10 protein-coding genes are annotated in these 13,110 nt (G+C 70.9%); 2 read left to right on the plus strand and 8 right to left on the minus strand.

Translation table 11 applies throughout. The features are described from left to right. Positions 1-90: 90 nt before the first annotated feature. Complete coding sequence (locus tag QHF84_RS48570) at positions 91-3,474, minus strand: protein kinase (RefSeq protein WP_281320489.1); 3,384 nt, start codon at positions 3,472-3,474, stop codon at positions 91-93. Between the two features lie 303 nt (positions 3,475-3,777). On the opposite strand from QHF84_RS48570, the gene QHF84_RS48575 reads away from it, so the two are divergent. After that, entirely contained in the window at positions 3,778-4,236 is a 459-nt protein-coding gene (locus tag QHF84_RS48575; protein ID WP_281320490.1) for a hypothetical protein, read from the plus strand. Between the two features lie 12 nt (positions 4,237-4,248). Here QHF84_RS48575 and QHF84_RS48580 read toward each other — a convergent pair whose 3' ends face one another. From QHF84_RS48580 to QHF84_RS48605, 6 genes are all read right to left on the minus strand, one after another. Beyond that, entirely contained in the window at positions 4,249-5,445 is a 1,197-nt protein-coding gene (locus QHF84_RS48580) for a choice-of-anchor L domain-containing protein (RefSeq protein ID WP_281320491.1), read from the minus strand. Positions 5,446-5,456: 11 nt separating this feature from the next. After that, positions 5,457-6,593, minus strand: coding sequence for a choice-of-anchor L domain-containing protein (locus QHF84_RS48585; protein ID WP_281320492.1), 1,137 nt, complete (start codon positions 6,591-6,593; stop codon positions 5,457-5,459). A gap of 66 nt (positions 6,594-6,659) precedes the next feature. Further along, on the minus strand, positions 6,660-7,424 hold the full coding sequence (locus QHF84_RS48590; RefSeq protein ID WP_281320493.1) for a hypothetical protein: 765 nt from the start codon (positions 7,422-7,424) through the stop codon (positions 6,660-6,662). Further along, entirely contained in the window at positions 7,421-8,038 is a 618-nt protein-coding gene (locus tag QHF84_RS48595; RefSeq protein WP_281320494.1) for a sigma-70 family RNA polymerase sigma factor, read from the minus strand. The genes QHF84_RS48590 and QHF84_RS48595 overlap by 4 nt, the downstream gene beginning before the upstream one ends. 77 nt (positions 8,039-8,115) lie before the next feature. After that, the gene (locus QHF84_RS48600) at positions 8,116-9,147 is read right to left on the minus strand and encodes a hypothetical protein (protein ID WP_281320495.1); all 1,032 of its coding nucleotides are present in this window, start codon (positions 9,145-9,147) and stop codon (positions 8,116-8,118) included. Continuing rightward, complete coding sequence (locus QHF84_RS48605; RefSeq protein ID WP_281320496.1) at positions 9,128-10,291, minus strand: hypothetical protein; 1,164 nt, start codon at positions 10,289-10,291, stop codon at positions 9,128-9,130. The genes QHF84_RS48600 and QHF84_RS48605 overlap by 20 nt, the downstream gene beginning before the upstream one ends. 112 nt (positions 10,292-10,403) lie before the next feature. Between QHF84_RS48605 and QHF84_RS48610 the strand changes: the two genes are divergently transcribed. After that, complete coding sequence (locus QHF84_RS48610) at positions 10,404-12,005, plus strand: PAS domain-containing protein (protein WP_281320497.1); 1,602 nt, start codon at positions 10,404-10,406, stop codon at positions 12,003-12,005. A gap of 4 nt (positions 12,006-12,009) precedes the next feature. Here the strand turns inward: QHF84_RS48610 and QHF84_RS48615 are convergent. Next, positions 12,010-13,110: HEAT repeat domain-containing protein (locus tag QHF84_RS48615; RefSeq protein WP_281320498.1), on the minus strand; the 1,101-nt coding region annotated here is incomplete at its 5' end.

A 13,110-nucleotide genomic window follows, 5' to 3' on the forward strand; every position in this document is an offset into this window, starting at 1 on the left:
CACGCGGCGCGGCCCTCGTCGAAACGAGCTCGGCAGGCGGAACATCGAGGATAGGCGGGCGGCCCGGCGCGGTTCGTGGCGGACGCCGCGTCAGCCCTCGCGCCGCGAGACGCGCGACGCCGGGATCCCGCGGTGCGCCGGCAGCGGGTCGATCGTCATCGCCTCGGCCACCTCGGCCGCCTGCGCGACGTCGTCGTCGACGAGGACCTCCCCGTCCCGCGCCGCGCTCGCGAGCTCGGTGGCCTCCTGGACCGCCGCGCCGAGGATCATGCAATGCGAATGAAAAGGCGCGCCGAAGGTGCCCACCGTCAAGAGGCCACGCGAAACGCCGGCGCGGGCGCGGACGAACGGCGCCCCGTGCCGGGCCGCAATCTCGGCGGTTTGCTCGATTTGAAGGAGCGCGGCGTGAATCGAGGCGAGCTCGACCGCGCTGCGATCCTCGCCGAGCGCGCCGAACGCGAAGAGCATCTCGTCCCCGCGCGAGGCGTGCATCGTGCCCGCCATCGAGAACGCCGCGGTCGCAGCGGCCTCGGAGAGCTCGTCGACGAGGACCTTGAAGCGACGCGGCGGCAAGCGGTCCGCGGCCATGTCGAGCCCCGACAAACGAAGGACGAGCGCCGTGGCGAGGCCACGCGCAGGCACGCCCCCGACGAGCTCGGCCCCCGGCGCGCCCGCCTCGCCGCGCTCGGGGCCGAAACATCGTTCGAGAAGCAAACGTTTCTCGGCGTCCGCGCGCTCGCCGAGCGCGTGCAAGCGGAGCGCCGCGATGCGCAAGAGGCCCGCGACGAGCGCGGCGTCGTACGACGAATACGCTTTGCCGTCGGAGCGCGCGCCCACGACGACCACGGACGCAGGCGCCGCCGCGGCCCCGGCCGCGCCCTCGGCGCCGTCGAGCGGCAGGACGAGGAAGGCATGGGCGTCGAAATGGCCGAGACGCGTGATGCGCCGGCGAATCTCGTCCGCGGGCGTGCCATTCGCGGGCTCGCGGGTCGCGCCGCTGAAATCGCCCTCCGTGTCCATGCGGGGCCCGAGGAGCGAGCGTGGACCGGTGCCGGAGCGTGGACCGGCCATGGATTGAGACGGCGGCGCGCCGGGGACACGGGCCCAGTAAATGCCGCCGTCGCCGCGCTCGAGCAGGCGCGTCGTGCGCGGGGAGAAGCAGCGCCGGATGGTATCGACGAGCAGCGTGACGACCTCGTCCTCGGACGCGGCATTGGCCACGGCGCCGGCCAATTCGTCGAGCACGGTGGCCGCGTCGACGTCGGCGCGGCGCGAAGCGAGGCGGCGAAGGCGGAGCGCGACGGGCTCGGACGCCGCCACGACCGCCGTGACGCCCGCGACGGCGCCGAGGCCGAGATACATGCCCTCGGGGCCGGCGATGGCATACGCGAGGCCGCCGAAGGCGAACGCGGCCGCGGCGAAGACGGCGCCGAGGACGACGACCATGGCGAGGACGCGCGAGACCTCGCGGAGCGCGACGTCGACGTCGAACATCTGCCGGCGCTGGATCTGATGCGCGAAGGCCGCAGGAAAGCCCGCCACGGGGAGCATCGCGAGCCAGCTCAAGCTGGCCACGGAGGCGGTGTGGAGGCCGAGGCTGATCGGCAAGAGCTGCAGGGCGATGCACGGCAGGACGGAGAGGCCCGCGGCCCACAACATGAAGCGCGCCGATTGCCGCGCGGAGAGCGTCCGGCCCCGCAGGCGCATGTACAGGAAGGAGCCGAGCAGCGCGAGGAGCCCGAGGAGCATCATGCCGATGCCGGCCCGGGTGCAAGCATCGCCAATGGCAGGATCGGCGCCGGCGGTCCTCCACGTGACGAGCAAGGCGAGCGCCGGCAGATAAGGGATCCAGAGCAGCCACGGGCGTTTCCGTGTAGCGCCGCCGATGCCCGAGAACGCGAGCGCGAGGTGGACCTCGGACGCGCCGGCCGCCGAGCAGCCGAGGTAATAGAGCCAGGAAAAGGCGCTGTCGACGAGGTCGAAATCGACGGAAGCGATGAGGAAGAGGCCGATGGCGCTGGTGAATGCCACGAGCGCCTGGACGGGGCGCAAGGTGGGCCGTTTCCAGCCGGCGACGCCGCCGACGAGCAGGAACAAGATCGCGGCGATGAGGCCCGAGGAGTATTGCTTGAGCAGCGAGGCCCAGCCGAACGGGGTGACCGGCACCTCGACGTCGAACGTGCGATCGTCGCGGCGGAGGGTGTACTTGACCGGCGTGCCCGGCGCGAGCCGATGCACGTATTCGTGGACGTCCCTGCCGCGATGGACGGGCGTACCGTCGACGGCGAGGACGGCGTCGTAGGGCTCGATGCCTCGCTGGATCCCGGGCCAGGTCGGTTCGATGACGGCCGAGGCGAGCAGGCCCGCCTCCACGGTGAATCCGGGGAACGTCGATTGCGCGATCCGGGGAAATTCGGCCAGCGCGATGAGCGAAAACAAAAGGGTCGCGAGGATCCAGCCGCGCACGACGAGGGCCGTGGCCCGGCCCGACACGACCGCGGGCAGAGGCGCAGGCTCGCTCTGGAGCGCGCGCAAATCGTCGGCCATCTCGGCGGCCGTCGAATACCGCGCGTTCGGATCCTTTTCGAGCGCGCGCATGACGATGCGGCCGAGCTCGATGGGAATGTCGAGATCCGGGCGGCGCTTCTCGGGTGATGACGGCGCCTTGTGCGTGAGCGCATACGAGAGCTCGGCCACGCTGCCCCCCTCGAACGGCGGTTCGCCCGTGAGCGCGCGGTACATCATGGCCCCGAGCGAATACAGATCGCTGCGGCGATCGATGGGTTTTCCCAGGGCCTGCTCCGGGCTCATGTAGCGCGGCGTGCCCCAGATGGCGCCGGTCTCGGTGAGCTCGGTGGATTCGTGATCCTCGAGCTTGGCGATGCCGAAATCGAGGAGCTTGACCACGGGCTCGCCGTCCTTGCCCGGGGCGCGCGCGAGGAAGACGTTCTGGGGCTTGATGTCGCGGTGGACGACGCCGCGGCGATGCGCGTCCGCGAGGACGTCGAGGAGGTCGAGCGCGATCCTGGTGACGCGCGCGGGGGCGAGCGGCGCTTCACGCTCGAGCAGGCCGCCGAGGGTCTCGCCCTCGAGGTACTCCATGACGAGGTAGAGCGCGCCGTCGTCGGTTTGTCCGAAATCGTATATGACGGCGGCGTGGGGGCTCGAGAGCTCGCGCATGATGCGCGCCTCGCGGCGGAAGCGGTTCACGACCGTGAGGTTGTCTGCCATGCGGCGGTGCAGGATCTTCACCGCCACGCGGATGTTTTTCCACGCGTCGCGGGCGAGGAACACCTCGCCCATGCCGCCCACGCCGAGCTTTCGTTCGAGGCGATACCGGCCGGCAATCGTGGCGCCGGCCGAGCCCGCGGAGGGAGGCGGCGGCGTGCTCGGCCTCACGCTGCGCGGCAGCTCGACCTTCGTCGGCGCGTCCTCGCGACTCAGGATCTCGTTGCGCTCCGTGTCGCCCTTCACGCCCGAGACGGTACCACGACGGACGGCGCCCGCGAAAGCGCCTCGTATTCCATACGAAACGCGACGCTCGGCGGGGTTGTTCGATCGGAATGGGAGCCGCCCATCATGTCCGATTTTTCGGTTCCGTTTCGAGGAAGTACGCGTGGCCTGGGAATCGACGTACGGCCCGGCAGGACGCGGCGGTGGCGCGGACGCCGCGTATCGCACGGTGTCGGATGCCTCGGGCATATGTGTTGCTCTAGGGCGCACCGACGCTCGGACGCGAGGTGTTCGCGCCGCGAGCGTCGATACGAGGAGGCATCCATGAGCAAGCGTCGTAATTTCGGAATGGTGATCGGAATGGCGATTCTGATGGTGGCGAGCGTGGCGTCGGCGGGGACGCCGGGCGGGCTGTTCGGCCCGTCGAAGGCGGGGCGCGCGCCGCAAGTCCCGACGAAGATGGCGGGCGGAGCCCAGGCGCCGCGCGGATACTCGGCGGCGGGCGGAGCCCAGGCGCCGCGCGGATTCTCGGCGGCAGGCGGAGCCGGAGCCCAGGCGACGCGCGGATTCTCGGCGGCAGGCGGAGCCGGAGCCCAGGCGGCGCGCGGATTCGCGGGCGCGGGCGAAGCCCAGGCGGCGCGCGGAGTCCACGAGGAGACCGGTTTCCAGGGAGATCTCGGGATCGAGGAGGGCATCGCGTCGCAGGCGCTCGGCCTCGAGGAAGGAGACGTCGGGCTCGAGGAGGACGTCGGGCTCACGGAGGATTTCGAAGGCCAGGAGTAAGCAGGAGACGGATCAGGGAGGCACGGGCCGGTACGTCTGGACGACGGGCTCGCCCGTGCTGATCCATCGAAAATGGTCGACGAGCGTGGCGCTGTCGAGGATGGCGTCGCCGGAGTCGTAGACGGCGAAACGAAGGGTGAAGGTCTTGCCACCCTGCATCGGCGCGGTGGTGGTGAGCCAGCCCGTTGCGCCACTTCCCTGCCCCGTATCGTATCCGGTGCCCGCGAGCGCGCTCACGCCGAGGCTGCAAGGATAAACCAGGTTGCCGACGCTGCACGGCGGGCCGCTCTGGCAGGTGCAGACCTCCAGAAAGACGTTGTTCACGCTGATGACGTTGCCCTGGCCGTCGAAGACGATGTTGCCGTCGGTTTGACCGGGCGGCGTCGGCGAGAGGAGCGCGACGAAGGCGTCATTGAAGGACGAGCAGGTCCAGGCCGGGAATTCGGCGGTGTAATAATTGGATGCGAACGCGAACCCGACGGTGCCGATGGGCGCGCGTAATGTCACCTCGAGGGCCACGCCGTCATAGGGCTGGCCGGTGATGACGCCAGGGCACGCCGGCGAGGGCTTGGGAAACCCGGGCGGAGCCGCGTGCGCGTAGTTCTTGCCGTACCCGGTGTTCGGCGCCTGGTAGCCGTTCTCGCCGGGGCGGCGAGCGGCGCCGCTGGAGAGCGCGAGCATTCGTTTTCCAGCGCGCGGGAGCACGTTCGGGCCGAAGCCGTCGAAGATGCCATGGCCGAACGCATATTGCAGGTCGTATCCCGAGGGAATGGAGGCGCCGTCGGGCAGCACCCAGCGGGCATCCAGCAAGCCCGCGCCGTCCGGACCTTCGGCGAGCGTGCATATCTCGATGGCCCGCGCGGCATGGAAGGGATCCGCGTCGTCGAGCGCGAGGTCGTCGTCACACGGAGAGGTCCCGCCGCCGCCGCTCCCGCCGCTCCCGCCGCTCCCGCCGTCCGGCAGGTCGCCGCCGCTTCCGCTCCCGCCGCCCTGCCCGCCGCTTCCGCTCCCGCCGCCGATGCCGGTCGTGGAGCTCGTGGTCACGGAATCGCTGCTGCTGCTGCTGGCAGAATCGCCCGGATCCGGGCCGCCGCCCGCTCCCCCGCTGCCGCCGTCGCCGCCGCCGAGCGACACGAATTTGCCGCAAGCGACGAGGAGGACGGCGAGCGTCGGCAGGAGGGAGAGCAGGGCAGAGCGGATGCGGCGCATGCGCGAGAGGATCACTCCATCGGGCGGGACGTGCCTACGACGCTGTTCGGCTGCGTGGTCCAGCGGAAGTGGTCGACGAGGGTGGCGCTGTCCAGGATCGCGTCGCCGTTGTCGTAGGTGGCGAAGCGCAAGGTGAAGACGTCGCCGCCGTTGATGGGCGCGCTGGTGGTGAGCCAGCCGGTGGCGCCGTTGTCCTCGTAGCCGGTGCCCGAGAGCTGGCCCGCGCCGAGCGAGCAGGTGGGCTGGTTGCAGACGTCGAGGAAGACGTTGTTTACGCTGATGATGTTGCCCAAGCTGTCGAAGGAGATGTTGCCGTCGCTCTGCCCCGCGGGCGTCGGCGAGAGCAAGGCGACGAAGGCGTCATTGAAGGTGGTGCAGGTCCAGGCCGGGAACTCGGCGGTGTAGTAGCTGAAGTCGAAGGCGAAGCCGTGCGCGCTGTTCGGGGCGCGGAGCGTGACCTCGAGCGCGACGCCGTCGTAGGGCTGGCCCGTGATGACCCCGGGGCAGGCCGGCGAGGGCTTGGGGAAGCCGTCCGGCGCGGCGTGCGAGTACCCCTTGGCGAAGCCGCCGTTCGGGCTGCTGTAGCCGGGATCGGCCGGGCGGCGAGCGGCGCCGCTGGAGAGCGCGAGGATGCGGTCGCCTTTGCGCGGGGGCACGTTGGGGCCGAACGTGTCGTAGATGCCGTGGCCGAGGGCGTAGTTCGCCTCGTAGCCCGAGGGGATGGCCGAGCCGTCGGGCAGGGCCCACTTGGCCTCGATGAGGCCCCAGCCGTTGGGGCCTTCCGCGGTCTTGCAGATCTCGATCGCCTTGGCCGCGTTGTACGGATCCGCGTCGTCGAGGGCGAGGTTGTCGTCGCACTGCGGGGGCCCGAAATCGTCGACCGGCACGCCACCCGCGCCGCCCGTGCCGCCGCCCGAGCCGCCTGTACCGCCCGTACCACCTGTACCACCTGCGCCACCCGTGCCGCCCGTGCCGCCCGTGCCCGGGGTGCCGGTGCTGCTGCTCGAGGTGTCGGGATCGGGGGCCGCGCCGGTGCCGCCGTCGCCGTCGTCGCCGCCGCCCGCGGAGACGGTGCCGCCGCACGCGGCGAGCGCGAGCAGAGACGCAAGCGAGAGCGACAAGGTGGAAAGCGCCAATCGATTGTGCATGGGGGTCTCCTACGCCAGGGTGTGAAGAGGGCCGACGCTACCGATGGCCGGGGAGGTCCGAATCGATCACGGAATCGACGTGCTGCCGGCGAGGGGGCGAAGCCGCTCGGCGTACGGGCTCTGAGGATGCGCTTCGAGGAAGCGGCGGGCGCGGTCGGCGGCCGAGGCGTCGCCGGCGCGGGAGAGCGCTTCGATGCGCAGGACCTCGGCCTCGAGCGCGAGGTGGCCGCGGGGGAAACGCGCGGCGTAATCGTCGAGCGCGACGAGGGCGCGGGGGCCGTCGCCGGACGCGAGCGCCTCCCGCGCGACGCGGAGGGCCCGGAGCTCTGCGGCGAGGCGCGCGGCACGGTCGGTCGAAGCGCTCGGAGCGGGGGCCGCGGGTGCGCGTTTTCCCCTGGACGAAGGCGACGGCTCCGCGGGGGCGATTTCGGAGGGCGGGCGTTTCGCCTCGGCGATCGTCTCGGCTTCGGGAGGCGTCTTGGCGGGAGACTCCGCGGGGACCTCGAACGGACGCGGAAGGAGCGCGGGGGCGAATCGATTCGCGCCCACGGCGACCTCGCCCCCACCTTCGGCCGCGCCGACCGCGATTCCGATTCCGATCGCGGAAGCGCCGATCGTGATCACCAACCATTTTGCGAAGGCGCCTTGCAGAACGCTCTTCGTCGTCCCGGCCGAGGCGGCCTTCGTCGCCGCGACGGCCCCGAGCGTGGCCGCGGCGCCGATCAGCGCGGCTTTCCGCTCGCGGGCGCGCTTGTCGTCGAGCGTGCGGGCCGAGCGCAAGAGCTCGGCCCCGAGGTCGTCTCCATCGACGAGTCGCTCGGGATCCGTCATCGAATGCTCCGTTTCTTGCGCGCCGAAAGCCGCGAGAGCTCTGCCTGGAAAAGCTCGCGGCCGCGGCGCAGGCGGGAAGCCGCCGTCCCGAGCGGGATCCCGAGCAGGCTCGCGATCTCCGGGACCCTCATCTCTTCGAGCTCGAACAAAACGAAGACCGCGCGCACGTCGAGCGGCAGCGTCTCCAGCACCTCGTCCAGCATCGCCCGGGCCCGCCGCTGCGCGAGCAGCTCCTCGGCATCGGGCCCCGTGTCCGGCGGCTCGAGCTGCCCCGCGGCGGCCGCGTCCTCCGAGAGCGAGACCTCGCTCCGCCGCCGCATCGTCCGGCGCACCTGCATGGCCACGCGCATCGCCGTCCCGAACAGGAAGGCCCGCTCGCTGCCGGCGGCGATCTCGTCGAGCCTCCGGCTGAGCACGATGAAGACCTGCTGCGCAGCGTCGTCCACATCGGCGTCCGGCACGCCGAGGCGGCGCACCGAGCGCCAGACGAACTCGAAATGCTCGTCACGGATCGCCCGGAAGCGCGCGGTGGCCTCGCCTGGGGCCGGGGCGACCGAGAGCGGCGACGACAGGGACCAATCGACCCCCTCGCCGCCGTCTTGCGTGGTCCCCACGGTCGTCATCTCCCCCCGATGTCACGCGCGCCGTGTTTCGATCACGAAAACGACACACGCCCTGCCCGTGACCTGGTTCACCAGAAGACCCACCCCGCGCCGATCGCGCCGAAGCCCCCGAGGGCGGGCGTCGCGTGGATGATGCGCCGGGGGTCCTCGAAGCCGAAGATCTCGCGGACGAGCGGCACGACGAGCCCAGCCTCGGCCTCCAGCGAGAGGTACGGCAGGGGCCGCGCCTGGAGGCGGCCCGAGGCCGTCAGGGCGAGCCAGGGCCGGGTGGCCTCCTGGGGGTTGACGATGGAGAGGCCCTGGCCCTGGAGCGCGCCGAGGTCGAGGCCGGCGCAGGGGCGTGCGGTGAGGGGTCCCACGTTCCAGGCAAGCGGGCACCCGGAGAGGCGCGCGGCGAGCCAGCGGAAGCGGGCGGCGCCGCCGTCGGTCTCGGTGGTGGGGCTCTGGGCGACGGCCAGGCCGAGGCGGAAGGCCGGCGCGAGGCCTGCGTGGCCCCAGGAAGCCCGCTCGGCGAAGAGGACGAGGCCCCAGGCGGGATCGGGGGCGAGAGCGCGGAAGACGGCTCCCTGGACGCCAACCTGGACGTGGTGCGCGGCCCGCGGCGGTGGTGGCGGCGGCGGCGGCGGTGGCGGCGGTGGTGGTGGTGGCGGCGGCGGTGGCGGCGGCGGTGGTGGCGGCGGCGGTGGCGGCGTTGGCGGGTCCAGCGGCTGGTTCAGCCCTCCCTCGATCGCCAGCGCCGTCACCAGGGACAGCGCCCCCATCACCTCCTCGCAGCTCTCGCCCGATACCTCTCGCAGCGAGCTTTCCCCGCCCGGCACCTCGATCCGGAGCTCCCCGCGTAACCTCCCGCCATTTTCCTCGAACAGGCTCGCCGTCAGCGTCCGCGCGACCTCCCCGTCCTTCGCCACGCGCAGATCCGGCACCTCGGCCCGCACGGCTGCGAGAAATTCCTCGGCGCCGGGGCAACGCGCCGGGGCGGTGTAGACGATCCGGACCGGGGCGAGGTCGCCCTGGGAGGGCCACGCCGCGAGGAGCAGGGCGGCGAGGGCCCCGGCTCGCGCGAGCCTTTGCGGCGCTCGGTCAGGACGCGCGCCGCTCATCGCCGAGGGCCGGCTGTTGCAAGTACCGCGTCTCCGGGTTCTCGCGACGCCAGATGACGGTGTCCATGAAGTAGTGGTGGATGTTCACGAACGCGTAGAGCGCCGCGAAATACGGCGTGGGCCCGAAGTCCTCGAGCGCCGCCCGCCCGCGCGGCGCGAGCGCCTCGTCGAGCGCCGTGGGCGCGCCGTGGAACAGGAGCCAGCCGAGGCCGATCGCCGAAACCGCGAGGATGCCGAGTCGCGTCCGCGCCGAACGCTCGAACCAGGGCGGGCCCTCGCGCTCCCGCGCCTCGTTCCCCTTCATCAGCCAGACGAAGTACAGGTATTGCACCGAGTGCAGCGCCGGAATGACATACCGCACGAGCGGATCGCTGCTGGAGTAGATCGACCACGACCAGATGCTGCAAAGCAGCGCGGTGAGCGGGGTCAGAATCGGCAGGCGGCCCTCACGCCGCCACTTCTGGAAAAGGACCCACGCGAGCGGGAGCAGTGTCGATAAGAACACCACGTGCGTGAGGTGCTCGAGCCAGGCCGGGTGCGCGAGGGTCGTGTAGACGACGCCTTTTTCCTCGACCTCGCGGCCCGGATCGGCGGGGCTCGCCCAGGCGTAGGCCCAGCCGGAAAAGCAGTGCGCGAGGACCACGAGCCGCTCGCGCGGGGCGAAACGAACGCCGCGCCGCGCCGCGAGCACGGTGAAGACGCCGAACCCTTGCTTCACGTAGTGCCAGCCCACCAGCAAAAACATCAGACGTGCGAGCAGGCTCAGTGTGAACGCGGACTTCGTCGCGAGCCCCACGAGGGCGAGGCCGCCGAGGATCAGCGGGACCACGAAGCCCGCAACGAGGTATCGAACGCGCAGAGCCCCGCGAAAGGCGCCGCCGAACGCGCGCGCCTTCGCGTCCTTGTAAAACAGGAGGTACGTGACCGCGAAGTGCGGGTCGTTGATGACGAACGCCGCGTGGAACATGAGGAAGCCGACCGCATATTCCGCGGGGTCGAGCCCGAAGGCGCGCCGCAGCAGAAAGGAAAGCGGGAACAGGAGCGGCGTCACGCCTCCCACGAGGAGAAACTCGACCAGGCCCGAAGAGCCGCGGGTGCGCGACGGTTCGAGAGGTGCCGAAGGCGCCATGGGCATGCTGGTCATGGAGGTGACGCTATCATCCCTCGCGCCCGCCTGGACCCCGCATGAGCGGGCGTTTGGCAGTTGACGGGCCCGGGGGAGTTTGGTTGCCTCGTTTCCTGGAGCGCCATTCACCATGAGCGATCGCACGGAAAGCGCGTACCTCTCGTTCCTTTCGAGCCAGGAGCGCGAGCTCTGCGCCGCGATCTCGACGGACGCCGCCGCAGAGATCCCGTTCCTCGGGAAGGCCGGGCCCGCCGAGGTCGCAGGGTGGGTCGCGAGGGTCTTCGGCAGCGTGATTCGTGTGCTCGCCGGCGAGGCCGACACCGGGGAGCTCGTGACCCATTTCGTGGATCTCGCGAGGTGCGGCGCCGCGGCCGAGGAGGTCGTTCGCGCGGTCACGCTCTTCCGGCAGCATGGGCTCGGCGTCTCGCTCCGCGCCCTGCCCGAGGTGGCCGGCGCGGCCGAGGGGACGCTCCGCCTCTCTTCGTGTTTCGACGCGGCCGCCGAGGCCATCGGCCGGCACTACGCCAAGGTCGCCGAGGCGCGATGCCGGGACGGCGCGGCGCGTTTTCGCAGCCTGGTCGGCGCGATCGGCAACGTCATCGTCATCGTCGACGAGGACGGCCGCATTTCCGACTGGAATGGCGAAGCCGAGCGTGTTTATGGTTGTCCTCGGGCCGAGGCGATCGGCAAGGATTACTTCGAGATGTTCCTGCCGCCCGAGGTCCACGCGTCCATCCGGGCCGACATGCGCAAGGTGCTCGCCGGCGAGCCCACGCGGAGCTACGAGAACCCGGTCCTCGCGCGCGATGGGTCGATCCGGCTCGTCGAATGGAACGTCGATCGCGTGGTCGACGGCGAGGGCCGAGCCGTGGCCATCGTCGCGAGCGGCTACGACGTCACCGAGCACCGGAAGAACCGCGAGCGGCTCGAACGGAGCCGGGCCGAGATCCAGGCCATCCTCGACAACGCGCCGATCGTCGTCTTCGTCAAGGACGTCGAGGGCCGCTACACCTTCGTGAACCGCCAGTACGACGAGCTCTTCGGCTTCGATCGCGGGTGGGTCCTCGGCCGGTTCGACAGGGATTTCCTTCCGCCCGAGGTCGTCCAGCAAAACCGCGACAACGACCTCGCGGCGCTCGCGGCGGGGCGATCGCTCGATAGCGAGGAGACCATCCCGGGCAAGGACGGCATTCACGTCTACATGGCCTCGAAGTTCCCGCTCGCCGATGCGAGCGGGACGCCGTACGCGGTCTGCGGGATCGCGCTCGACATCACCGTGCGCAAGCGCGCCGAGGAGGAGCGGGCCGAGTTCGCGCAGAAGATCATCGACGCGCAACACGCGGCGCTGCGGGCGCTGTCGACGCCGCTCTTGCCGATCGCGAGCGGGGTCGTGCTCATGCCGCTCGTCGGGGCCATCGACGCGGGGCGCGCCGCGCTCGTGCTGGAGACGTTGCTCGACGGCGTGGGCGTGCATCAGGCCGAGGTCGCGATCCTCGACATCACGGGCTTGCGGGACGTCGACGCCGAGGTCGCGACGGGCCTCGTGCAGGCGGCGCAGGCGGCGGCGCTGCTCGGCGCGGAGGTCGTGCTCACGGGCGTGCGGCCGGCGGCGGCGCGCACGCTCATCGAGCTCGGCGTCGACATGCGCGGGATCAAGACGTTGAGCAGCCTGCAGCAGGGCGTGACGCACGCGATCATGCGATCCCGCGGCCGCGGCCACGCCCGATCTTGATGAATCACCCGCGCGGCGAGGCGAGCCACTTCCTCCAGGCCGCATAATCACGCTCGCCGAAATCCTTTCCGCTCACCTTCTTCAGGATCTTGTACGCGAAATCGTGGTTGTTCGGCTGATCGAGCTCGAGCAGCGTGATCAGCGTGGGGCCAGCCTCCTTGATCACCTGCGGGTAGAGCTTCGCGCCGTCCGGCCGATCGACGAGGCCCCAGGTCACGGCGGCGGCCTTGTTGCGGTCGCTCATCGTGGGGCCGTTCAGATTCTTCAGCACCGGCGTGAGCGGCACGGCGACGTCGTGGTGGAACATGGCGATGTTGACGAGCACGCGTGTTCCGTTGTTGCGGACGAGCGAATCCGGATCGTCGAGCAGCGGCAGCATCAGGCCGACGAGCTTCTTGCCGTCCTTGATGTGGGCGAGCAGGAACGCCGCGGCGGCGCGATCCTTCGGGTCCTTGTCCTCCTTCAGGATCTTGATCAGTTTGTCCTCGTTCGGCGGCACGTCCTTCACGAACTTCTCGCCATAAGGCGCGAGCTTTTCGTGCACGTACCCGCCCATGCAGTGGAACGCGGGGCAAGCGACGCGCTCGGGGCCGATTTGTTTCTCGCGCATCATGCGGAAGAACGTGGACTCGTATTCCTTCCACGCCGCGAGCAGGCCCGCCGGATCCTCGAAGTCGCCCTTGGGCTCGGGGCCGAACGTGAGGCGCTTCTTCATGTCCTTGCGCTCGACCACGTCCACCGTCACGTAGCCCTGCGGCACGTCGCCCATGTTGTAATAGGTGACGGGCGAGAGCGTGACCCAGCCGATGTCCTTGTGCTCGGCGAGGATGCCGTCCTCGATCTCCTTGCGCAGCCGCTTCGCCAGATCGTCGTCCTCCGTGTCGAACCAGCGCTGAAACGTCTCGCCGAATCGCGTCCGCACCCAGGCGCCGTCGAACTTCTTCGTGCCGTAGACGTCGACGGCCTTGAGCACGGGCGCGGGCGCGGGAGGCGGGGCCGGCGGCGCGGGGGCGGCGGCCGAGGCCGAGGCGGTGGGCACAGCCGTGACCGGCGGGGCGGGCGGAGGCGCGGGCGTCGCCGCGGGCGGCGGAGGCGGCGGCGTGGA

Source organism: Polyangium sp. y55x31 (assembly GCF_029946505.1).
GTDB lineage: Bacteria > Myxococcota_A > Polyangia > Polyangiales > Polyangiaceae > Polyangium.